Origin of the sequence: Phenylobacterium hankyongense, from assembly GCF_003254505.1 — a bacterium.
In the GTDB taxonomy this organism is placed as follows: domain Bacteria; phylum Pseudomonadota; class Alphaproteobacteria; order Caulobacterales; family Caulobacteraceae; genus Phenylobacterium; species Phenylobacterium hankyongense.
The window spans coordinates 3,192,689-3,214,647 of record NZ_QFYP01000001.1 but is presented as its reverse complement, the minus strand read 5'-3'; the positions used below and the strand labels follow the sequence as shown (position 1 = coordinate 3,214,647).

Annotated in this window: 23 protein-coding genes and 1 pseudogene; 9 read left to right on the top strand and 15 right to left on the bottom strand. The window is 70.3% G+C overall.

Annotated elements, in window-relative coordinates:
* The first annotated feature begins 1 nt into the window (after position 1).
* From DJ021_RS15470 to rsmA, 3 genes are read left to right on the top strand one after another with little or no spacing between them, the layout of a single operon-like run.
* The gene (locus DJ021_RS15470) at positions 2 to 1,390 is read left to right on the top strand and encodes a peptidylprolyl isomerase (RefSeq protein WP_111458400.1); all 1,389 of its coding nucleotides are present in this window, start codon (positions 2 to 4) and stop codon (positions 1,388 to 1,390) included.
* A complete protein-coding gene (gene pdxA / locus DJ021_RS15465; RefSeq protein WP_111458399.1) occupies positions 1,387 to 2,394 on the top strand; it encodes a 4-hydroxythreonine-4-phosphate dehydrogenase PdxA in 1,008 nt (335 codons plus the stop codon). Before DJ021_RS15470 ends, pdxA begins: the two co-directional genes overlap by 4 nt.
* Positions 2,394 to 3,224, top strand: a complete 831-nt coding sequence (gene rsmA, locus DJ021_RS15460) for a 16S rRNA (adenine(1518)-N(6)/adenine(1519)-N(6))-dimethyltransferase RsmA (RefSeq protein ID WP_111458398.1) — start codon at positions 2,394 to 2,396, stop codon at positions 3,222 to 3,224. The genes pdxA and rsmA overlap by 1 nt, the downstream gene beginning before the upstream one ends.
* Here rsmA and DJ021_RS18985 read toward each other — a convergent pair.
* Positions 3,221 to 3,358 (bottom strand): hypothetical protein, encoded by a 138-nt coding sequence (locus DJ021_RS18985; protein ID WP_165837237.1) that lies wholly within the window; start codon positions 3,356 to 3,358, stop codon positions 3,221 to 3,223. The genes rsmA and DJ021_RS18985 overlap by 4 nt on opposite strands.
* Before the next feature lie 115 nt (positions 3,359 to 3,473).
* Between DJ021_RS18985 and DJ021_RS15455 the strand changes: the two genes are divergently transcribed.
* The 3 genes and pseudogenes from DJ021_RS15455 to DJ021_RS15445 all read left to right on the top strand — a co-directional run bounded on the left by DJ021_RS15455 (position 3,474) and on the right by DJ021_RS15445 (position 6,113).
* Positions 3,474 to 4,148, top strand: coding sequence for a DUF969 domain-containing protein (locus DJ021_RS15455; RefSeq protein WP_111458397.1), 675 nt, complete (start codon positions 3,474 to 3,476; stop codon positions 4,146 to 4,148).
* Positions 4,145 to 5,101, top strand: coding sequence for a DUF979 domain-containing protein (locus tag DJ021_RS15450; RefSeq protein ID WP_111458396.1), 957 nt, complete (start codon positions 4,145 to 4,147; stop codon positions 5,099 to 5,101). Before DJ021_RS15455 ends, DJ021_RS15450 begins: the two co-directional genes overlap by 4 nt.
* Positions 5,079 to 6,113: pseudogene (locus DJ021_RS15445) on the top strand (DUF2891 domain-containing protein). The gene DJ021_RS15450 and the pseudogene DJ021_RS15445 overlap by 23 nt, the downstream one beginning before the upstream one ends.
* 33 nt (positions 6,114 to 6,146) lie before the next feature.
* Here the strand turns inward: DJ021_RS15445 and DJ021_RS15440 are convergent.
* Complete coding sequence (locus tag DJ021_RS15440; RefSeq protein WP_111458395.1) at positions 6,147 to 6,458, bottom strand: polyhydroxyalkanoic acid system family protein; 312 nt, start codon at positions 6,456 to 6,458, stop codon at positions 6,147 to 6,149.
* A 60-nt stretch (positions 6,459 to 6,518) separates the two neighbouring features.
* Between DJ021_RS15440 and DJ021_RS15435 the strand changes: the two genes are divergently transcribed.
* A complete protein-coding gene (locus DJ021_RS15435) occupies positions 6,519 to 6,926 on the top strand; it encodes a hypothetical protein (RefSeq protein ID WP_111458394.1) in 408 nt (135 codons plus the stop codon).
* Here the strand turns inward: DJ021_RS15435 and DJ021_RS15430 are convergent.
* Positions 6,923 to 7,489, bottom strand: a complete 567-nt coding sequence (locus DJ021_RS15430) for a BON domain-containing protein (protein ID WP_111458393.1) — start codon at positions 7,487 to 7,489, stop codon at positions 6,923 to 6,925. The two genes, DJ021_RS15435 and DJ021_RS15430, sit on opposite strands and share 4 nt — an antisense overlap.
* 236 nt (positions 7,490 to 7,725) lie before the next feature.
* Here DJ021_RS15430 and DJ021_RS15425 point away from each other — a divergent pair, with 236 nt between their 5' ends.
* Complete coding sequence (locus DJ021_RS15425) at positions 7,726 to 8,694, top strand: lysylphosphatidylglycerol synthase domain-containing protein (protein ID WP_165837236.1); 969 nt, start codon at positions 7,726 to 7,728, stop codon at positions 8,692 to 8,694.
* 65 nt (positions 8,695 to 8,759) lie between these two features.
* On the top strand, positions 8,760 to 9,329 hold the full coding sequence (locus DJ021_RS15420) for a DUF4337 domain-containing protein (protein WP_111458391.1): 570 nt from the start codon (positions 8,760 to 8,762) through the stop codon (positions 9,327 to 9,329).
* Positions 9,330 to 9,342: 13 nt separating this feature from the next.
* On the opposite strand, the gene DJ021_RS15415 is transcribed toward DJ021_RS15420, so the two are convergent.
* The 12 genes from DJ021_RS15415 to nuoL form a co-directional block, all read right to left on the bottom strand.
* Positions 9,343 to 10,041, bottom strand: a complete 699-nt coding sequence (locus DJ021_RS15415; RefSeq protein ID WP_111458390.1) for an ABC transporter ATP-binding protein — start codon at positions 10,039 to 10,041, stop codon at positions 9,343 to 9,345.
* A complete protein-coding gene (locus DJ021_RS15410; protein ID WP_111459132.1) occupies positions 10,034 to 11,269 on the bottom strand; it encodes a lipoprotein-releasing ABC transporter permease subunit in 1,236 nt (411 codons plus the stop codon). The genes DJ021_RS15415 and DJ021_RS15410 overlap by 8 nt, the downstream gene beginning before the upstream one ends.
* Positions 11,270 to 11,328: 59 nt before the next feature.
* Complete coding sequence (proS, locus tag DJ021_RS15405) at positions 11,329 to 12,648, bottom strand: proline--tRNA ligase (RefSeq protein ID WP_111458389.1); 1,320 nt, start codon at positions 12,646 to 12,648, stop codon at positions 11,329 to 11,331.
* 99 nt (positions 12,649 to 12,747) lie between these two features.
* Complete coding sequence (locus DJ021_RS15400) at positions 12,748 to 13,011, bottom strand: DUF1467 family protein (protein ID WP_111458388.1); 264 nt, start codon at positions 13,009 to 13,011, stop codon at positions 12,748 to 12,750.
* On the bottom strand, positions 13,011 to 13,436 hold the full coding sequence (gene mce / locus DJ021_RS15395) for a methylmalonyl-CoA epimerase (protein ID WP_111459131.1): 426 nt from the start codon (positions 13,434 to 13,436) through the stop codon (positions 13,011 to 13,013). The genes DJ021_RS15400 and mce overlap by 1 nt, the downstream gene beginning before the upstream one ends.
* Positions 13,437 to 13,516: 80 nt before the next feature.
* Positions 13,517 to 13,696 carry a hypothetical protein gene (locus DJ021_RS15390; protein WP_111458387.1) on the bottom strand — a complete coding sequence of 60 codons (180 nt, stop codon included), beginning with the start codon at positions 13,694 to 13,696 and terminating at the stop codon, positions 13,517 to 13,519.
* Positions 13,697 to 13,700: 4 nt separating this feature from the next.
* The gene (locus DJ021_RS15385) at positions 13,701 to 15,383 is read right to left on the bottom strand and encodes a ribonuclease J (RefSeq protein ID WP_111458386.1); all 1,683 of its coding nucleotides are present in this window, start codon (positions 15,381 to 15,383) and stop codon (positions 13,701 to 13,703) included.
* Entirely contained in the window at positions 15,383 to 16,159 is a 777-nt protein-coding gene (locus tag DJ021_RS15380; RefSeq protein ID WP_111458385.1) for a type III pantothenate kinase, read from the bottom strand. The genes DJ021_RS15385 and DJ021_RS15380 overlap by 1 nt, the downstream gene beginning before the upstream one ends.
* Positions 16,156 to 16,899, bottom strand: coding sequence for a biotin--[acetyl-CoA-carboxylase] ligase (locus DJ021_RS15375; protein WP_111458384.1), 744 nt, complete (start codon positions 16,897 to 16,899; stop codon positions 16,156 to 16,158). The genes DJ021_RS15380 and DJ021_RS15375 overlap by 4 nt, the downstream gene beginning before the upstream one ends.
* Positions 16,900 to 18,330, bottom strand: coding sequence for an NADH-quinone oxidoreductase subunit NuoN (gene nuoN, locus DJ021_RS15370; RefSeq protein WP_111458383.1), 1,431 nt, complete (start codon positions 18,328 to 18,330; stop codon positions 16,900 to 16,902).
* A 13-nt stretch (positions 18,331 to 18,343) separates the two neighbouring features.
* A complete protein-coding gene (locus DJ021_RS15365; RefSeq protein ID WP_111458382.1) occupies positions 18,344 to 19,831 on the bottom strand; it encodes an NADH-quinone oxidoreductase subunit M in 1,488 nt (495 codons plus the stop codon).
* Positions 19,832 to 19,849: 18 nt separating this feature from the next.
* Positions 19,850 to 21,952 (bottom strand): NADH-quinone oxidoreductase subunit L, encoded by a 2,103-nt coding sequence (gene nuoL / locus DJ021_RS15360; protein ID WP_111458381.1) that lies wholly within the window; start codon positions 21,950 to 21,952, stop codon positions 19,850 to 19,852.
* Positions 21,953 to 21,959 lie beyond the last annotated feature (7 nt).

Sequence of the window (21,959 nt, the reverse complement as noted above, 5' to 3'; positions counted from 1 at the left end):
CATGATGCTACCGCGTAACGTCACGGGCCAGGCGGCGCGGGGCGCGGCCATCGCCGCGGCCCTCTTCGCGGCCAGCCTGCCCCTGGGCGTACAGGCGCAGACGCTCCGCGGATCGCTCAAGGCGCAGCCGACCCCGCTCGCCGCGACGCCGGCGCCTGCGCCCGCAGCGCCCGCGCCTCCCGCCGGGCCGCGGCCGATCTCCGAATCGGTGGCGGCGATCGTCAACGACGAGATCATCTCCACCTACGACCTGGCGCAGCGCATGCGCCTGCTGATCGCGACCTCCGGCGTACAGCCCACCGAAGAAACCCTGCCCCAGTTCCAGCGCGAAGCGCTGGTCTCCCTGGTCGACGAGCGCCTGCAGCTGCAGGAGCTCCGCCGCGTGGAGAAGGAGCAGAAGATCAGCATCGTCGCCGACGACGCCGAGGTGAAGGAAGAGCTCGCCGGCATGGCGCAGCAGAACAACCTCAAGCCGGACGCCTTCCTCGGCAGCCTGCGCTCGCAGGGCATCAGCCCCGAAACCCTCTACCAGCAGATCCGCGCCCAGATGAGCTGGCAGCGCTGGATCCGCGGCCGCTACGGCTCGCGCCTGCGGATTGGCGAAGACCAGATCAAGGCCACCCAGACCCGCATGACGTCCGCGGCCTCCAAGCCGCAGTACCAGATCAGCGAGGTCCTGATCGACGCCAGCCGCGTGGGCGGCATGGACGCCGCCAAGCAGGGCGCCCAGCAGCTGGTCACCCAGATGCAGCAGGGCGCGCCCTTTGCGGCCGTGGCCCGCCAGTTCTCCGCCGCCCCCACCGCCGCGGCGGGCGGCGACGCCGGCTGGGTGAGCCAGGGCGAGATGCCGCCGGAGGTCGAGGCGGCGCTCGAGCAGCTCCGCCCCGGCCAGCTCTCCGCGCCGATCCCGGTGAAGGACGGCGTCTATATCGTCTATCTGCGCGACAAGCGGGCGGGCGCCGGCGCCACCCTGGTCAATCTCAAGCAGGCGGCGGTCGCGCTGCCGGCCACGGCCACGGCCGGCGACATCGAAGCCGCCCGGGTGAAGCTGGAATCCCTGCGGCTGGCGGTGAAGGGCTGCGACGACCTCGAACCCGCGGCCGCCAAGATCCCCGGCATCGTCGCCGGCGACCTCGGCGAGGCGGAAATCGCCGACCTTGCGCCGGAATTCCGGACCGCGGCCCAAACCCTCAACGTCGGCCAGTTTTCGGCCCCGATCCGCACCAAGGTCGGACTGCACGTGGTGGCGGTCTGCGGCAAGCACGCGTCCGGCTCCGCCCAGGCGGATCACGACCAGATCGAGAACCGCCTCTACGGCCAGCAGCTCAGCATGATCTCCAGGCGTTATATGCGGGACCTCCGCAACTCCGCCACGATCGAGACCAGGTGAAGACTGGACCACTTGCCCTGACCCTTGGCGATCCTGCCGGCGTCGGCCCGGAGATCATCGTCAAGGCCTGGAACGACCTGCGCCAGAGCGGCCCCGCCTTCGTCGCAGTGGGTGATTTCCAGTCTCTGGCCTCAGCCTCGGCGGCCGGCGCCTCGATCCTGCGCCGGGTGACCGCGCCTGACGAGGCCGCCCGCATCTTCCCCGAGGCCATTCCGGTCCTGGACTTGCCCCTGCGCGCGCCGGTGGTCGCCGGGCAGCCCTCCTCCGCCGCCGCGCCGGCGATCATCCAGTGGATCGAGACCGCCGTCGGCCTGGCGCTTAGGGGCGCGGTGTCCGGCGTGGTCACGGCGCCGATCGCCAAGGCCCCGCTCTACGAGGCCGGCTTCAGGTTTCCCGGCCACACCGAATTCCTCGGCGAGCTCACCGCGGCGGCGAACTATGACGGCGCGCGCGGCCCGATCATGATGCTGACGGCGCAGGACCTGCGGGTTACGCTGGTGACCGTCCACACGCCGCTGGCCAAGGTGGCGTCCCAGGTCAGCGTCGAGAAGATCGTCAACGCCGGCCTGGTCACCGCCCAGGCGCTGCGCCGCGACTTCGGCGTGTTCGCGCCGCGCGTGGCGGTCGCCGGCCTCAACCCGCATGCCGGCGAGAGCGGCGGCATCGGCCGCGAGGAGATCGAGATCGTGGAGCCGGCCGTGCGGGCGCTGCGCAACCTCGGCGTCGAGGCGACCGGCCCCTACCCGGCCGACACCCTGTTCCCGGCGGAGATGCGCAGCCGCTACGACGCGGTGGTCTGCCTCTACCACGACCAGGCGCTGATCCCGGTCAAGATGCTGGACTTCTGGGGCGGGGTGAACGTCACCCTCGGCCTGCCGATCGTCCGCACCTCGCCCGACCACGGCACCGCCTTCGACATCGCCGGCAGGGGCCTGGCCCGGGCGGACAGCCTGGTCGCCGCGCTACGGATGGCCGACCAGATCGCGCAGCGCCGGGCCGCCTGATGGCCGACGCCCTGGCCGACCTGCCGCCGCTTCGCGAGACGCTCGCCGAGCACGGGCTGATGGCCAAGAAGTCGTTCGGCCAGCATTTCCTGCTCGACCTCAACATCACCCGCAAGATCGCGCGCCTGGCGCAGCTCGCGGCCGGCGACCGGGTGATCGAGGTGGGCCCAGGCCCCGGCGGCCTGACCCGGGCCCTCCTGGAAACCGGCGCGCGGGTGACCGCGGTCGAGAAGGACGAGCGTTTCCGGCCGCTTCTGGAGGACCTCGCCCGGGCCACCGACCGGCTGACCCTGGTGTTCGGCGACGCGCTCGACGTCGACGAGGGCGCGCTTGCGGCCGGCGAGCCGGCGCACGTGGTCTCCAACCTGCCCTACAATGTCGGCACGCCCCTGCTGATCAAATGGCTGACCGGCCCCTGGACGCCCGCCTCGCTGACGCTGATGTTCCAGAAGGAGGTCGCCGAGCGGATCACCGCGCGGGCGAACGATCCCGCCTACGGCCGGCTGGCGGTGATCGTGCAGGCGACCGCCGAGGCGCAGGGGGTCATGGACGTGCCGGCCCGCGCCTTCACGCCGCCGCCCAAGGTGGAGTCCGCCGTGGTGCGCCTGACGCCGCGCGCCGATCGCCCCGCGCCGGAGCGCCTGGACGCCCTGCAGCGGCTCACCGCGGCCGCCTTCGGCCAACGCCGCAAGATGCTCCGTTCCAGCCTCAAGACCCTGGGGGGCGAGCCGCTGATCGCCGCCGCCGGGCTCGATCCGCAGGCGCGCGCCGAGACCGTCGGCGTGGACGGCTTCCTGGCCCTGGCCGACGCCTGGCGGGCGGCCCGCTAGCGCTCGCCAGCCGCAGGGTGCCGCCCGCCAGGGGGCGACCAGGCCGGCGGATCGCTGGCCGGAAAGGACTCTTCGCCGGCTTCTTCCACGGGATCGACCGGGGCGTCGTCGTCGTTGTCTTGCGGTTCGCTCATGGCCAGCCTCCAGCCCCAACCTTCGGCCCCAACCTTCGGTCCATGAGCCTACGACGTTGCGCCGGCCCGCTCCAGACGCTCCTATGAGCGCTTCGCATCGTCTGAAGGAGAGCGGATGCTGACCCTGTTGGGCGTCGCCGTCGTCGTCGTGGGCTTTGCCGTCCGTCTCAATCCGCTGCTGGTGGTGGTGATCGCCGCCTTCGTCACCGGCCTGTTCGCCCACCTCGCCCCGCTGGCCGTCCTGGCGGCGCTCGGCAAGGCCTTCAACGACAACCGGCTGGTCAGCGTCGCCCTGCTGGTCCTGCCGGTGATCGGGGTGATGGAGCGCGCCGGATTGCAGGAGCGCGCCCGGATGCTGATCACCCGCTTCCGGGGCGTCTCCGTGGGCCACCTGCTGATCGGCTACATGGCGTTTCGCCAGCTCACCGCCGCCATCGGCCTGGTCTCCATCGCCGGCCACCCCCAGACCGTCCGCCCGGTGCTCGCCCCGATGGCCGAGGGGGCGGTGGAGGCGCGGACCGGGGAGCTCGACCCCGAGACCCGCTACGCCATCCGCGCGCAGGCGGCGGCCACCGACAACATCGCCGTCTTCTTCGGCGAGGACATCTTCATCGCCATCGGCTCGATCCTGCTGATGGTGGGGATCCTCGCCTCCAGCGGCATCGCCGTCGAGCCGCTCCACCTGTCCATGTGGGCGATCCCGTCGGCGCTGGCCGCCTTCGCCATCCACGCCACGCGGCTGGTCCTGTTCGACCGCCGGATGCGTCGCCGGGCGGAGCCCCGCGCGTGATCAAGCTGGGGGCGGTCTTTGTCCTCGTAGGCCTGGTGTTCGCCGCCTACGCCGTGCTGAGCGCGCTGGATCGCGGCAATCGCAAGCGGTTCGGCAACGCCGCCTTCTGGGGCCTGGTGGCGCTGAGCTTCCTGGCGGGAGACCGGATCGGAGACCTCGGCAACGGCGTGCTGGTGCTGGGCCTCGCCGCCATCGCCGGCTTCGGCCTGCTGGGCCGCGGCAAGCCCGCCACCACCTCGCCGGAGGCGCGCCGGGCGCTGGCCGTCGGGTTCGGCGAGAAGCTGTTCGCACCCGCCCTCACCCTGCCGCTGGTGGTCATCCTGGGGGTGCTTGTGCTCAAGCCCCTCAGCTTCGACGGCCAGCCGCTGATGGATCCGAAACAGGCGACCCTGATTTCCCTGGCCCTGGCCGCGATCATCGCGCTCGCCGTCGCCCTTGTCCTGCTGCGCCAGCCGCTGATCAGCCCGTTGCAGGAAGGCCGCCGGCTGATCGACACCATCGGCTGGGCGGCGCTGCTGCCGCAGATGCTGGCCGCGCTGGGCGCCGTCTTCGCCCTGGCCGGGGTCGGCAAGGTGATCGGCGACCTGGTCACCGGGTACCTGCCCATGGACAGCCGCTTCGCGGCGGTCTGCGTCTATGGCCTCGGCATGGCGGGCTTCACCATGATCATGGGCAACGCCTTCGCCGCCTTTCCGGTGATGACCGCCGGCGTCGGCCTGCCGGTGCTGATCCACAGGTTCGGCGGCGATCCCGCCGTGGTCTGTTCGATCGGCATGCTCTGCGGCTTCTGCGGCACCCTGGCGACCCCGCTGGCCGCCAACTTCAACCTGGTGCCGCCGGCCCTGCTCGAGCTTCCGGACCGCTACGCCGTCATCAAGGCGCAGATCCCCACCGCCGCGCCCCTGCTCCTCGTCAACCTGGTGCTGATGTATGTCCTCGCTTTCCACCGCTAGCCCGCCCGATCGCCTGACGCCGGACCTCGCCTCCTGCTTCGCCCGCATCGCGCTGGGCCACGTGGCGCGCGAGTACCCCAACAAGATGGATCACGTGCTGGACGGCCCGGGCGACGCCCGCGGCCCGCGCGACCTGCACCCGATCTTCTTCGGCAGCTTCGACTGGCACTCCTGCGTGCACGGCTACTGGCTGCTGGCGAGCCTGCTGCGACAGGAGCCCTCGCTCCCGGAGGGCCCGGCCATCCGCGCCCTCTTCGACGACGCCTTCACCGTCCAGAAGGTGGAGGGCGAGGTCGCCTACCTGCGGCGGCCCTTGGCGCGGGGATTCGAGCGGCCGTAAGGCTGGGGCTGGCTGCTGAAGCTGCAGGCCGAGCTGATGGCGCACGACGACCATCGCTGGGCGGCCGCCCTGCGTCCGCTGGCCGAGGCGTTCGCCGACCGCTTCGTGGATTACCTGCCGCGCGCCGCCTATCCGGTCCGGGCCGGCGTGCATTCCAACACCGCCTTCGCCATGGCGCTCGGCGCCGACTACGCCCGCGTCGCGGGCGACGAGCGCCTGCTGGAGCTGTTCCAGGCCAAGGCCCGCAGCTGGTTCATCGAGGACCAGAACGCTCCGGCCTGGGAGCCGTCCGGCGACGACTTCCTGTCACCCACCCTGGTGGAGGCCGAATGCCTGCGCCGCCTGCTGCCGGCGGACGACTTCCGGGCCTGGCTGGCCGACTTCCTGCCCGACGCGGCGCACGGCCGGCCCGACAGCCTGTTCACGCCGGCCACGGTCACCGACCGGACGGACGGCAAGATCGTCCACCTCGACGGCCTCAACCTGTCGCGGGCCTGGTGCTGGCGTGAGATCGCCGCCTGCCTGCCGCCCGGCTCCCCGGTAGCGGCCGCGGCGCAGGACGCCGCCACCCTGCACCTCGCCGTCAGCCTGCCGCACGTCGCCGGCGACTACATGGGCGAGCACTGGCTGGCCTCCTTCGCCCTCCTGGCCCTCACGGCCGGCGAGCGCTGACGCCTCCTGGCCGGGGACCGCGTCGCGGCCCGATCATTTCTTCTCGAGCAGCAGCTGGCCTTCCTTCTTCAGGCGGCCCTTCAGCTTGTCGGCGATCATCCCCAGCAGGTTCGGCAGCAGCAGGTCGAGCTTCACCGTCGTGTCGTCGACGTCGGCGTAGCCGGAAATCCCCTGCCCCATGGCGTTGAGCGCGAAGCTCAGGCGATCGCCCTCCCAGGTCTTGGAGAGCATGCCGGCGGCGCCGCCCATGTGCTGGGTGAAGCTGCCGAAGCCCTCGTCGATGCGGCGGCGGGCTTCCGCCCGGCCGAGCTGGTGGGGGATGGTGACTGTGATCGCCCGGGTCATGCCCGTTAAACGATCCTGCCGGGCTTGGGGGTTCCACATACCTTCGGCTATTCAGGAAGCATGACCGAAGACCGCACCCTGTTCGGCGATGGCCGCTACCCCGACACCGGCCCGGTGGCGGTGCTCGCCCGGCTGGCGTTCCTGGGCGCGGGGTTGGCGATCGTGATCGCGGTCTTCCTGCCGCCCTCGATGGTGCCGCAGTTCGTGCGCTCTCATTACCTGGAGCATTTTGCGGCCTTCTACGTGGCCGCGCTGGCCGGGATCGCCGCCATGCCGCGCACCCGGCTGCGGCGGATCGGCCTAGCTTATGTGATCTTCGCCACCGTGCTGGAGGCGTCGCACCTGATCGCCGGCGCCCACATCGGCCCGCTGATCAACAACTGGGTGGCCGACCTCGGCGGGCTCGCGGCCGCGGCCGCGCCCGTGGTGGTCGAGCGCTTCCGCCGGCGGTTCCCGCGCCGCAGCTAGATGAAGGTCCAGCCGCGGTCGCGGACGCGCAGGTTGTTCTGCACGTGGCGCACGCCGTCGATATCGGCGATGTCCTCGATCCGGCGCTTGTCCTCCTTGCGCCGGACGGTGCCGTTCAGGGTCACTTCGGCGTTGTCGACGATCACGTCGACGTCGCGCAGGTCGAGGCGGCGCTCGTCCTCCAGGCGTTCGACGATCACCGCCCACAGCACCCGGTCAGACGGTCCGCGGCGGCGCGGCGGCGGGCGGTCCTCGTCGCGATCGGTACGGCCCGCGAAGAAGTCTCCCGCCCGGTTCATCCACGAACGGCCGCCGTCGCGGGCCGGCTCGCCGCCGCGGTATTCGCCGGAATTCATCCGGCGGGCGTATTCGGGGTCGTCTTCCGAGAGGGGGCGATAGGCCCGTCCGCGCTCGGCGTCATAGGCGTCGTCGCGCGCCACGTCGTCCTCGGCGCGATAGCCGACCCGCCGGCGCGGGTCGTAGCCATAGTCGGTCGAATAGTCGGCCTGTCCGAAGTCGTCCGTGCGCGGCGGCTCTCCACGCGTCCAATCTTCCCGCGGCATGACGATGCTCCTTCTGGGTGTGGGTCATCCCAAGAACCTTTGCCGTGGGTCTTCGGTTCCGAACGCCCGGCGGCCCCGCGGTCGGCTCCGCTTCAAATTCGCCGCCTTTGCGGTGAAGGCTGTTGGAACCCAAGGCCAGGCCGCGGGTAGACCGTGACCCCGCACGCGACTCGCGAGACACCGTAGCCGTGCCGACGCCAACGCCCGCTGATGACGAACCGCCCGCCGAGCCTGTGGTGGCGGAGCTGGCGCGCGCCCTGCCGGATCGCCGCGTCGGGCTCGGCGGCTTGCTGCGCCGCTGGGCGCTGCGGGTGGTCCCCGTTGTGCTGCTGGTCGCCGCCGGCGTGGTGCTGTGGCGCGAGTTCCACCATCTGAGCCTCAGCGCCGTCCTTGCGTCCATCGACGCCTGGGGCCACGGGCGGATCCTAGCCGCCCTGGTGTTGTCGGCCTTCAGCTTCGTGCTGATGGGGGTGGTGGAATGGCTAGGGCTGCGCTGGGCCGGCGCGAAGCTGCCCTGGGGACCGGCGCTGGCCGGCTCGTTCCTGGCCAACGCCATCGCCCACAGCATCGGCGCCAACCTGCTGGTTTCCGGCGCCGTGAGGGCGCGGCTCTACGACCGCTACGGCGTCAGCCTGACCCAGGTCGCCGCCACCACCCTGTTCGGCGGGGTGTCCTTCGCGGTGGGCCTGGCGGCGTTGGGCGGCGCCGGCCTGCTGCTTTCAGCGCCCGAGCAGATCGCGGCCACGGCGATCCCACTGGCCCTGGCGCGGGCCGTGGGCGCGGCCCTGGTGGCCGCCGCCATCGGCTATATCGTCCTGTGCGCGGTGCTGCGCGGGCCCCTGCGCGCCTTCGGCCACAGCCTGACCCTGCCCAGCGCCGGCGACGCGATGGCGCAGATGGTCATCGGGGTGGTCGACAACGGGGTCGCCGCGGCGATCATCTGGATCCTGCTGCCGCCGGGCGCGGTGCACTACTCGACCTTCGTGGGGGCCTACGCCGCCGCGGCCGTGGCGGGCCTGATCTCCACGGTGCCGGCGGGCGCGGGCGTGTTCGAGGGCTCGATCTCCACCCTGCTGCCGCACGCCGACGTCGCCCCGCTGGCGGCGGCCTTCCTGGGCTACCGGCTGTCCTATTACCTGCTGCCGCTGGTGATCGCCTGCGCCGCGCTGGCCGGCGACACGCTGCGCCAGGCGCGACAGCGCTAGACGCCCGTCACGACGGCGCCATCTTCCTGCGTAGCTTGCGCAGGCCGCATCAAACGAGGAATCGCGTGGAAATCGAACTGGACGCCGAGGCCAAGGACAAACGCCTCAACAGGATGGTGGCGATGACCGTGGTCGTGCTCTCGGTCTTCATGGGCCTGAGCCAGGTCAAGGACGGCAACATCGTCCAGAACATGCAGCAGGCGCAGTCCGCCGCCGTCGACCACTGGGGCGAATACCAGGCCACCAAGACCAAGCTGCACATCGACGAGACGGCGCTGGCGCAGTCCCGCTTCCTCGCCGCCATCGGCGGCGAGCGTGTCGCCGCCGCCACGGCCGTCGAACAGGCCCGCCTGAAAGGCGAGATGGCCAAGTACGACAAGGAGATCCCGCAGCTCCGCAAGCAGGCGCAGGACGATCAGGCCCAGTACGACGCCCTGAACGTCCACGACGACCAGTTCGACGCCTCCGACGCCCTGATCTCCACCGCCGTGGCGATCGCCGCCGTCGCGGCCCTGGCGGAAAGCTTCCCGGCGCTGATCGCCGCCTGGCTGTTCGGGGCCGGCGGCCTGGTGATGGGCCTGGCCGGCTTCCTGGGCCTGGGCCTGAAGTCGCCGCTGGCCAGTCTGCTCAGCTAGAGGGCCTGCTGAGCTAGCGGGCCGCCCCCGGCGCCTGCTCTTCCAGGTGGCCGTCCCGCAGGGCGAACACCCGGTCCATGTGGCGGGCGAGCTCGAGGTTGTGGGTCGCCACCAGGGCCGCGACGCCCTGGCTGCGGGCCAGCGCGTAGAGGTTCTCGAACACGGCGCCCGAGGTGTGCGGGTCGAGGTTGCCGGTGGGCTCGTCGGCCAGCAGCAGCCGCGGCGAGTTGGCGAGCGCGCGGGCGACCGCCACGCGCTGCTGCTCGCCACCGGACATCTGCGCGGGCTGGTGCTGCACGCGGTCGGCGAGGCCGAGTTCGGAGAGCAGGATCGCCGCCCGGTCCTGCGCCGCGCGCCGCGACTTGCCGGCGATCATCAACGGCAGGGCCACGTTGTCGAGCGCCGAGAACTCCGGCAGCAGGTGGTGGAACTGGTAGACGAAGCCGATGGTCGCCAGCCGCACCCGCGTCCGCGCCCGGTCCGGCAGGTCCGAGCAGTCGCGGCCCAGCACGGTGATCCGCCCGGCGTTCGGCCGCTCCAGCAGGCCGGCGGCGTGCAGCAGGGACGACTTGCCGGAGCCCGACGGCCCGATCAGGCCGACGATCTCGCCGGGCATGATGTCGAGGTCCGCGCCGCGCAGCACGGTCAGCGCGCCGGCGCCGGTCACATAGGACCGCTCCAGGCCGCGGATGGAGAGCACCGGCTCATTCATAGCGAAGGGCCTCCACCGGATCGAGGCGCGAGGCCCGCCAGGCTGGCGGCAGCGTCGCCACGAACGACATGGCCAGCGCCCAGAAGGTGATCAGGCCCACCTCGGCCCAGTCCACCTTGGCCGGCAGGCGCGACAGGAAATAGACGTCGGACGAGAACACCGCCTGCCCCGTCGCCCACTCCACGAACGACTGGATCGGACCGATGTAGACCGAGACCAGCACGCCGACCAAAAGGCCGGCCGCCGTGCCCAGCACCCCGACCATGGCGCCGGACATGAAGAAGATGCGCAGGATCGAGCCCTGCCCCGCGCCCATGGTCCGCAGGATGGCGATGTCGCGGCCCTTGTTCTTCACCAGCATAACCAGGCCGGAGATGATGTTCATGGCGGCGATGGCCACCAGCAGCATCAGGATCAGGCGCATGACGTTGCGCTCCACCTTCAGCGCGCCCCAGAAGGACGAATCCCGCTGGGTCCAGTCGGTGACCAGCGACGCCGGACCCGCGGCCCGGGTCACCGCACCCTTCAGGGACGCCGCCTGGTCCGGATTCTTCAGCTTCACCTCGACGACGTCGACGCTGTTCTCGCGGCCGAAGAACAGCTGCGCCTGCTTGAGCGGCATGTAGATGTAGGCCTGGTCGTACTGGCTCATCCCGACCGTGAAGGTGGCGGCCACCGTGTAGGGCTTCTGCAGCGGCGTTCCGCCGAAGGCCGTCGCTCCGCCCGAGGGCGAGATCAGGGTCAGGGTGTCGCCGGGCCGGACGCCGAGCGAATCCGCCAGCCGCGCGCCGACCACGATTTCGTCGCCGCCGTACTCGCCCTGGCCAAAGCCTTTCAGCGAGCCCTTGGTGATGTTGCCGGAGACGATCCTGGTCGCTGCTAGGTCGGCCGGCGAGATGCCGCGGACGATGGCGCCGGAGATCTGGCCCGGGCCCATGGCGATGGCCTGGGCCTCGACGATGGGGCTGGCCTGCACCACGCCGGGCACGCGGGCGATCTGCTTCACCACCTGGTCGAGGTCGGGCCGGTCGAGCACGCCGCCGGAGACGAACAGGTGGCCGTTGAAGCCGAGGATGCGGCCGAGCAGTTCGGCGCGGAAGCCGTTCATCACCGACATGACGATGATCAGCACCGCCACCGCCAGCATGATGCCGATGAAGGAGATCAGCGAGATCAGGGCCACGCCGCCCTGGCTGCGCTTGGCCCGCAGGTAGCGGCCGGCGAGCATGCGCTCCCACAGCCCGAAGGGCGGCGCGCGTCCGCCGTTGGGGACGGCGTCGGCGCGGCTCACCCGGCGATCACCTTCAGCGCCGCCTCGAGCGGCAGCGTCTGGCGCTCGCCGGTGGCCCGGCGCTTGACCTCCACCACGCCCTCGGCGACCCCCTTGGGGCCGACGATCAGCTGCCAGGGCAGGCCGACCAGGTCGAGGGAGGCGAACTTGGCGCCCGGCCGCTCGTCGCGGTCGTCGAGCAGCGGGTCCAGGCCCGCGGCGACCAGCGCCTGGTAGGCCTGCTCGGCCACCGCGTCGACTGCGGCGTCGCCAGCCCGCAGGTTGACGACCGCCACCCGGAACGGCGCGACGCTGTCGGGCCAGATGATCCCGGCGTCGTCGTGGCTGGCCTCGATGATCGCCGCCACCAGCCGCGAGACGCCGACGCCGTAGGAGCCCATCTGCACCGGCCGCTCCTGGCCGTCGGGTCCGGCGACCACGGCCTTCATCGGCTTGGAGTACTTCTCGCCGAAGTAGAAGATGTGGCCGACCTCGATGCCGCGGGCGGTCATCCGCTTGTCCTCGGGCGCCTCGGCCTCGAAGCGCGCCGCATCGTGCATCTCGTCGGAGGCGGCGTAGAGCCGCGTGCGCTGCTCCACCAGGTCCTGCAGGTCGCCGTCCCAGTCGATGTCGGGGCCCGGCGCGCCCATCTCCACCAGGTCGCGGTGGGCGAAGACCTCGCTCTCGCCGGTGTCGGCCAGGATGATGAACTCGTGGCTGAGGTCGCCGCCGATCGGGCCGGTGTCGGCGCGCACCGGGATCGCCTTCAGCCCCAGGCGTGCATAGACGTTCAGATAGGCCAGGAACATCCGGTTGTAGGACCGCCGCGCCGCAGCCTCGTCGATGTCGAAGGAATAGGCGTCCTTCATCAGGAATTCACGGCCGCGCATCACCCCGAAACGGGGGCGGCGCTCGTCGCGGAACTTCCACTGGATGTTGTAAAGATTCTTCGGCAAGTCCTTGTAGGACTTGATGTACGACCGGAAGATGTCGGTGATGACCTCCTCCGCCGTGGGGCCGTACAGCAGGTCCCGCTCGTGGCGGTCCTTGATGCGCAGCATCTCGTCGCCGTAATCGTCGTAGCGCCCGCTCTCGCGCCAAAGGTCGGCCAGTTGCAGGGTCGGCATCAGCACCTCGACGGCGCCGGCCCGGTCCATCTCCTCGCGCACCACCTGCTCGATCTTGCGCAGCACCTTCAGGCCGAGCGGCAGCCAGGCGTAGATGCCCGCCGCCTCCTGCCGGATCATGCCGGCCCGGAGCATCAGCTGGTGCGACACGATCTGGGCGTCGGACGGCGCCTCGCGCAACGTCGGCATAAAGTAACGCGAAAGGCGCATCGGTTGTGGGGTCCTCGAAATGACGGCGAGCGGCTCTGATAGCCCTGCCGCCAAGAGCTTGGCAACGCGCGAGCGGGCCGGGCCGCCCGGTCGGCGGGGTCAGTAGGCGTGCTGGGGCAGGTCCGGCAGGGTGACCAGGTGGAAGCGGATCGTCACCCACAGGGCGATGAACAGGATCGCCGAGATCCAGGTCGTGGTGATGAACTTCTTCTTCAGCTTGGGATCGACCGGCGCGCCGGGGTCGCCGCCGTCGCCCTTGTCGATGCCGGCTTCCGCATGGCTGGTGACGCCCAGCGGCAGGACGGCGAACAGCACCGTCCACCAGATGGTCAGGTAGATCGCGACGCCGGTGACCCAGTTCATCAGTGGTGGCCCTCTTTCGGCGTTTCCATCAGTTCGACGAGCACGCCGCCCATGTCCTTCGGGTGCACGAAGATCACCGGCACGCCGTGCGCCCCGATCCGCGGCTCTCCCGTCCCCAGGATGGCCGCGCCCTTGGCCCGCATGTCGTCACGCGCGACCAGGATGTCCGCCACCTCGAAGCAGACGTGGTGTTGGCCGCCCTTTGGGTTTTTTTCAAGGAAACCCTTCAGCGGCGAGGCGTCGCCGTAAGGCTCGATCAACTCGATCTGGCTGTTCGGAAGGTTGACGAAGCAGACCCACACGCCCTGTTCCGGCAGCGCGAACTTCTCGCCGATGGAGGTCGCGCCCAGCACGTCGCGATAGAGCCGCACCGAGTCCTCGATGGACGGCGTGGCGACCCCCACGTGATTGAGCTTCCCGATCATGGGCTCGGTATAGCGCTCCGCACGCGCCCGCGCGAGATCGGCCGACAAATCAGTCGCCCGGCGCGCCGCTCGCCGGTCTCCTAGCGCGACATCCAGGGCTTGGATTTCGCCGAGGAGCGGGCGGCGGCGGACTGCTCGCGCTGGAAGCGGCCGCCACGCGGCGGCTTCGGGCGCGCGTCGATGGCCGCCTTCTTCAGCCGCAGGGCGCGCTGGATCGGGGTCTCATCGGCCGGCGCAGTGTCGTCTGGAGGGTTGTCCATCGGCTCAGATCCTCAGCACCGTGGTCTCGACGACCGGGCGGCGGCCCCAGATGCGCTGGCTGGCCTTCTTCACGGCGCGCGACATAGCGGTTTCCACCGCGTCGTCGTCGTCGCGCTGCTCGCCCTTCAGCCGGTCCAGGGCGTGCGCCGCCTCGTCGGCGAGATCGTCCAGCACGTCGTCGAGCGGATAGTCCTGGTCGGTGGGCAGGCCCAGCGCCCTCACCTCCGGCCCCGAGACGATCTTGTTCTTGCCGTCCAGCACCACGGAGACCGCGACCATGCCGTTCGAGGCGGCGTGGCGGCGTTCGCGCAGGGCTTCGCCGTTCTCCGGCGTCAGCACCCCGCCGTCCACGTAGAGCCGGCCCGCCGGCACCTCGTCGATGATCTCCGCGCGGCCGGGGGCCAGGCGGACCATGTCGCCGTTGCGCGGCGTGATCTGCTGCGGCACCTGCAGGTCGCGGGCGAAGGCGGCGTGCTCCATCAGGTGGCGGCGCTCGCCGTGGGTCGGCACGGCGATCTCCGGCCGCGCCCAGCGGTACATCTCCGCCAGTTCGTCGCGGCACGGGTGGCCGGAGACGTGGATGCCAGGGTGGTCGCGCTCGGTGTAGAGGCGCACGCCGCGCTCGGTGAGCTTGTTCTGCAGGTTACGGATCGGGATCTCGTTGCCCGGGATCACCCGCGAGGAGAAGACGCAGGCGTCCCCCGCCCCCAGGCTGACGTGCGGATGGGTGCCGTCGGCGATCCGCGACAGCGCCGCGCGCGATTCGCCCTGGCTGCCCGTGCACAGATAGAGGATGCCGCTGGCCGGGAAGTGGCCGGCCTCGGCGTCGCTGACGAACGGCTGGATGTCGGTCATCAGGCCCACCGACTTGGCCGCCGCCGCCATCCGGTGCATCGAGCGGCCGACCAGGCACACCCGGCGTCCGTTGGCCTCGGCGGCGCGGATCACGCTGTCCATCCGCGCCACGTTGGAGGCGAAGCAGGCCACCGCGACCTTGGCCTTGAACTGGCCGATCAGCGGGATCATCGCCTTGCGCACGTCCGCCTCGGACCCGGCGACCCCGTCCACGAAGACGTTGGTGGAATCGCAGACCATGGCCAGCACGCCTTCGTCGCCCAGCCGGCGGATGGCGTCCTGGTCGGTGGGCGCGCCCAGCAAGGGGTCCGGGTCGATCTTCCAGTCGCCGGTGTGCAGGATGGTGCCGAGCGGCGTCTTGATCGCCAGGCCGTTGGGCTCGGGGATCGAGTGGGTCAGCGTGATCAGCTCGAACTTGAACGGGCCGAGCTCGATGGTGCCGCCGAGCGGCACCTCGGTGATCCGCGCCTCTTCCAGCAGGCCCGCCTCGCGCAGCTTCTCGCGCAGGATGAAGGCCGTAAACGGAGTGGCGAAGATCGGCGCCTTGAACCGCGGCCATAGCCAGGCGACCGCGCCGATGTGGTCCTCATGGGCGTGGGTCAGCACGATGCCCAGCAGGCGGTCGGCGTTCTCCTCCATGAAGGTGGGATCGGGCAGGATCACCTCGACGCCCGGCGTGGTCTGGTCGCCGAAGGTCACGCCCAGGTCCACCACCACCCACTTGCGGTCGTGGGGCGGGCCGTAGCCGTACAGGTTGAAGTTCATCCCGATCTCGTTCGAGCCGCCGAGCGGCAGGAAAACGAGTTCGTCTTGCGCTTGAGATTTCGCCATTAGGCCTTTGCCGAGTTGCGGCGCCAGATTTCCAGCATGCCGCGAATGGTCAGATCGGGGTCGAAGTGGTCGATCGCCAGGGTCGCCCCATGAAACAGGGAGGCGACGCCGCCGGTGGCGACCACGGTCATCGGTTCGTCGCGTTCGGCCTTGATCCGCGAGATCAGGCCCTCGATCAGGGCGATGTAGCCCCAGAAGATGCCCGACTGCATCGCCCCTACGGTGTCTTTCCCCACGACCCGCTGAGGCTTCTGAATGGCGATCCGCGGAAGCTTGGCCGCCGCAGCGTGTAACGCTTCCATCGACAGGTTGATCCCCGGCGCGATCACTCCGCCTTCGAATGCGCCGTCCGCGCCGATCACGTCGAAGGTGGTGGCGGTGCCGCTGTCGATGACGATCAGGTCGCCGGGATAGATCACATGGGCGCCGATGGCGTTCACCAGCCGGTCGGCGCCGGCCTCCGACGGCTTGTCGATGCGGACGGCGATACCGAGCTCGGCGTTCTCGCCGATCACCAGCGGCTCCACGTGCAGGTAGCGCCGGGCGAGGTTGCGCAGGTTGAACACCGACTGCGGCACGACGCTGGAGATGATGCAGCCGTCGAAGGCCCCCAGCGCCAGGCCGGCCATGGAGAGCAGCTGCGAGAGCCAGACGGCGTACTCGTCCGCCGTTCGGCTGGCGTGGGTGGCGGCCCGCCACTGGGCGATCCACGCCTGGCCGTCGTGCACCGCGAACAGCGTGTTGGTGTTGCCCTGTTCGATCGCCAGCAGCATCAGGCCCCTCCCCCGAAGAAGACGTCGCCCGCCGTTATGCGCTCAAGCGATCCGTCGTCCAGCCGTAGCCTTAGCGCGCCATCGAGATCGAGACCCTCCGCCACGCCGGCGAGCGTCCGCTGCGGCAGCCGGGCCTCGCAGCGGTCACCCAGGCCGTGGGCGCGCTCGGTCCAGGCCCGGGCGATGGGCGCGAAGCCCTGCGTCGCCCACAGGCTCCGCCAGGCCTCGAAGCGGCCGGCCAGCACCTTCAGGGCCTCCAGCGGCGCGGGCGGCGGTGCGGCCATGTGTTCGGCCAGCGCGGTGGCGGGCCGTTCTGCGTCGGTGGGCGCGTGGGCCAGGTTGACGCCGATCCCCACCGCCAGCCACAGGCGGCCATCCGCGCGGGCGCCGGACTCCACCAGGATGCCGACGGCCTTCTTGCCGTACACCAGGACGTCGTTGGGCCACTTCAGCTTCGCCGCGCCTACGCCGAGGCAGGTGTCGGCGAGATCGGCGGCTGCGAGCGCGGCGACGAAGGAGACCTGCGCCGCCTCCGCCGGGGGCGCGTCGGTGGTCATCAGCAGGGTGGCGGCGAGGTTGCCGCCCGCCGTGCTCCAGGCCCGGCCGCGCCGGCCGCGGCCGGCGGTCTGCAGCGCCGCGGTGATCCAGACCGGGCCCGCCGTCCCGGCCTCGGCCCGGCGGCGCGCTTCGGCGTTGGTGGAGTCGAGCTCGTCGTAGCTTTCGATCGGCGGGTGATCGGCCAACTAGGCGAGGCCGAACGCGGCGGCGGCGGCGTGGGCCAGCGGATCGAGCCACACCAGCGCCCCCATCACCACGGGGAAGGTGAACAGCGCCAGGGCGATGGCGATGAACCGCGCCTCCAGCGGCGGCCGGTCGGTCGCCCCCTGGCTGCCGTCGAACCACATCACCTTGATCAGGCGCAGGTAGTAGAAGGCGGCCACCACGGAGCCGACCAGGCCGAGCACGGCCGCCACGCCCAGGCCGCCATGGATCGCGGCCTTGAACACATAGACCTTGGCCCAGAAGCCGGAGAACGGCGGCAGGCCCAGCGCCGACAGCGAGAAGGCGGTCATGGCGAGCGCGATGCCCGGCTGTTCCTTGATCAGCCCGGCCATGTCGTCGATCGTCTCCATCGGCCGGCCCTGGCGCGACAGCGCCGCGAGGCAGGCGAAGAAGCCCGTCACGTCGACCATGTAGAGGACCATGAATACCAGCATGGCCTGGATGCCCTGGGCGTCGCCGGCCGCGAGGCCGAGAATGGCGTAGCCGACGTTGGCGATCGAGGAATAGGCCCACAGGCGCTTGAGGTTCTTCTGCGCCAGGCCGGCGAAGGCGCCGACGGCCACGGAGATCAGGCCGAGCGCCACCAACACCTGCTGCCACTGGACGATGGCGCCGCCGAAGCCCTCGGCCAGCGCGCGGGCGAACAGCACCATGGCGGCGAGCTTGGGCGCCGCGGCGAAGAAGGCCACGACCGGGGTCGGGGCGCCCTCGTAGACGTCCGGCGTCCACATGTGGAACGGCGCGGCGGAGACCTTGAACGCCAGGCCGCAGATCAGGAACACTAGGCCGAACAGCACCCCGGTGCTCGCCCCGCCGTGCACGGTGGCGGAGATGTCGGCGAACAGGGTCGAGCCGGCGAAGCCGTAGATCAGGCTCGCGCCATAGAGCAGCAGGCCCGACGACAGCGCGCCCAGCACGAAGTACTTCAGCCCGGCCTCGGAGGCCTTGGCGTTGTCGCGGTGCATGGCGGCGAGCACATAGAGCGCCAGCGAGTGCAGCTCGACGCCGACGTACAGCGAGATCAGGTCGCCGGCCGAGGCCATCATCCCCATGCCGAGCGCGGCGATCAGGATCAGGATCGGAAACTCGAAGTTGTGGACGCCGCGCCGCTCGAACCAGCGCTGGCCGAGCGGGATGCAGACGGCGCTGGCCACGTAGATCGCCACCTGGGCGAACACCGAGGCGGCGTCGGAGATCAGGCCGCCGGCGAAGCCGCGACCGAACGGACCGGTGGCCGCCGCCGCCGCTGCGCCCAGCAGCGCCACGACCGCCGCGGCGCCGAGCGCCGTCGTCGCCTTGGGCGCGAACGCCCCCCAGACCAGCAGCAGCAGGGCTGCGCCGGCCAGGATCAGCTGGGGAAAGGCGAGGCTAAGGTCGCCGGAGAAGTTCATCGATGAAGGCCCCTCACCCGCCGGCCGCCGCGCGGTAGACCGCCACCAGGTGGTCGACCGAGGTCTGGGTCAGGTTGAACACGAAATTCGGATAGACGCCGAGCACCAGCGTCGAGGCGATCAGCGGCGCGAAGATCGCCACCTCACGCCAGTCGAGATCGGTGATCGCGGCGAGCTTCGGATTGACCAGCTCGCCGAACACCACGCGGCGGTAGAGGCTGAGCGCGTAGACCGCCGAGAGGATGACCCCGGTGGCGGCGATGATCGCCGTCCAGGTCGAGGCGCCGTAGGCCCCGGCCATGGTCAGGATCTCGCCCACGAAGCCCGAGGTGCCCGGCAGGCCGACGTTGCCCATGGTGAACAGCATGAACACCGCCGCGTACCAGGGCATGCGGCTCACCAGCCCGCCGTAGAAGGCGATCTCGCGGGTGTGCATGCGGTCGTAGACCACGCCGACGCAGAGGAAGAGCGCCCCGGAGATCACCCCGTGGCTGAGCATCTGGTAGAGCGCCCCCTGCTCGCCCTGCACGTTGCCGGAGAAGATGCCCATGGTCACGAAGCCCATGTGGGCGACGGACGAATAGGCGATCAGCTTCTTGATGTCGGTCTGCCGGAACGCCACCAGCGAGGTGTAGACGATGGCGATCACGCTCAACGCGAAGATCAGCGGCGTGAACTGGTGCGAGGCCGCCGGGAACATCGGCAGGCTGAAGCGCATGAAGCCGTAGCCGCCCATCTTCAGGAGGATGCCGGCCAGGATCACCGAGCCCGCGGTGGGCGCTTCCACGTGGGCGTCGGGCAGCCAGGTGTGCACCGGCCACATCGGCATCTTCACCGCGAACGAGGCGAAGAAGGCCAGCCACAGCCAGGTCTGGACCTGCGGCGCGAAGTGGTAGGTCATCAGCTCGGGGATCGAGCTGGTGCCGGAGATCCCGATCATCGCCAGGATCGCCGCCAGCATCAGCACCGAGCCGAGCAGGGTGTAGAGGAAGAACTTGAACGCCGCGTAGACCCGCCGCTGGCCGCCCCAGATGCCGATGATCAGGAACATCGGCACCAGGCCGAACTCGAAGAAGACGTAGAACAGCACCAGGTCCAGCGCACAGAACACGCCGGTCACCAGCGTCTCCAGCAGCAGGAAGGCGATCATGTATTCCGGGATGCGCTTCTCGATCGACTGCCAGGAGGCGGCGATGCAGAGCGGCATCAGGAACGCCGTCAGCAGCACGAACAGCACGGAGATGCCGTCCACGCCCATGCGGTAGTGGAGGCTTGCGAACCAGGGCGCGTCCTCGACGAACTGGAAGCCCGCGTCGTTGGGATTGAACTGCACCACCAGCAGGACGGAGAGCGCCAGGGTGGCCAGCGTCGCCACCAGGGCGATCCACTTGGCCGCATTGGCGGCGCGCACGTCCTCCGGGCCGCGCAGGAGGCGCAGCAGCAGGATGGCCGCGACCCCGACCAGCGGGGCGTAGGTAATGAGGGAAAGGATGCCGGTCATGTGTCTGCCTCCTCGCCCTTACGCGTTCCAGGCCCAGAGGGCGTAGGAGAGAAGCCCGGCGACGCCCAGGAGCATCACGAAGGCGTAGTGATAGAGGTAGCCGGTCTGCAGCCGGCCGGTCCGGCGGCCGAGCGCATAGGAGACCGCCGAGACCCCGTCCGGGCCCAGCCCGTCGATGATCTTCTGGTCGCCGCCCTTCCAGAACAGGTCGCCCAGCAACTTCGCCCCGCGGACGAAGGTTGCCTCGTAGAGCTCGTCGAAGAACCACTTGTTGTAGAAGAAGACGTAGAGCGGGCCGCCGCGGGCCGCGAGCCGCGCCCCCAGGCCCTCGCGGGCGATATAGACGTAGGCCGCGCCCAACAGGCCGATCACCGACACCACCAGCGGCGCGAGCACCGTCCACTCCGGCGCATGGCTCGGGCCGAGGACGTGGTTGTTGGCGGCGGTGAAGATCGCGCCGCGCCAGAACTCGTGCTGCTCGGCGCCGACGAACTTCTCCTCGAAGACGTAGCCGGCGGCGATCGCGCCGATCGACAGCAGGACCAGCGGCAGGCGCATGGTCCAGGGGCTCTCGTGCGGCAGCGCCGGGCCATGGTGGCCGTGGTCGTGGCCGTGGGCATGGGCGTCGTGGTGTTCCAGCGGCTCGTCGTGGGTCTCGATCTGGGCGCCGCTGGCGTGGTCGTCCGCGTGATCGCGGTTGTGCCAGTGGTGCTCGAGGTCCTCGGAGGTCCAGCGGGCGTGGCCGTTGAAGGTGAAGAAGGCCAGGCGCCAGGAGTAGAAGGCGGTCAGGCCGGCCACGAACACGCCGATCACGAAGGCGAAGTAGCCCATCGGATCGCCCGCCGAACCGGCGGCGTAGGCGGCGTGGATGATCGAGTCCTTGGAATAGAAGCCGGCGAAGCCCAGCTCCACGCCCGGGATGCCGAGGCCGGTGATGGCGATGGTGCCGATGGTCATCACCGCGAAGGTGACCGGCAGGTACTTCGCCAGGCCGCCGTAGCGGCGCATGTCCTGCTCGTGGGCCATGGCGTGGATCACCGAGCCCGCGCCCAGGAACAGCAGCGCCTTGAAGAAGGCGTGGGTGAAGAGGTGGAACATCCCCGACTGGTAGGCGCCGACGCCGGCGGCCATGAACATGTAGCCGAGCTGCGAGCAGGTCGAATAGGCGATCACCCGCTTGATGTCGTTCTGCACCAGGCCCACGGTCGCCGCGAACAGGGCGGTGATCGCGCCGATCACGGTGACGATGTGCTTGGCCACCGGCGCGTACTCGAACATCGGCGACAGCAGGCAGACCATGTAGACGCCGGCGGTCACCATGGTCGCCGCGTGGATCAGGGCGGAGACCGGCGTCGGGCCTTCCATGGCGTCCGGCAGCCAGGTGTGCAGGAAGAACTGCGCCGACTTGCCCATGGCGCCGACGAACAGCAGCGAGCAGGCCAGGTCCATCAGCCGCCAGTTCTGGCCGGCGAACAGCCAGGTGTGGTTGGCCAGCGTCGCCACCTGCGGGAAGATCTCGGCGAAGCGGATGGTCCCGAACGACCAGAACACCGTCATGATGCCAAGCGCGAAGCCGAAGTCGCCGACCCGGTTGACCACGAAGGCCTTGATCGCCGCGGCGTTGGCGGTGGGCTTCTTGAACCAGAAGCCGATGAGCAGGTAGCTCGCCAGGCCCACGCCTTCCCAGCCGAAGAACAGCTGCATGAAGTCGGCGGCGCTGATCAGCGACAGCATGGCGAAGGTGAACAGCGACAGGTAGGCGAAGAACCGCGGCTTGGAGTCGTCCTCCGCCATGTAGCCCCAGCTGTAGAGGTGGACGAGCGACGAGACCGTCGTCACCACCACCAGCATCACCGCCGACAGCCCATCCAGGCGGAAGGACCAGTCGGACAGGAAGCGGCCCACGTGGATGAAGGGCGCATAGGTGATCGTGAACGGCTCCAGGTGGCCCCAGGTCCACTGGGCGAAGACCGTCCAGGACAGCAGGGCCGCCAGGATCAGCAGGCCCGTGGTGACCGCCATGGAGACGGTGTCGCCGAGCCGGCGGCCGAACAGGCCGGCCACGACCGCGCCCAGCAGCGGCGCGAACAGGATGACGGTGACGAGGGTGCGGGGATCCATGCGGCTT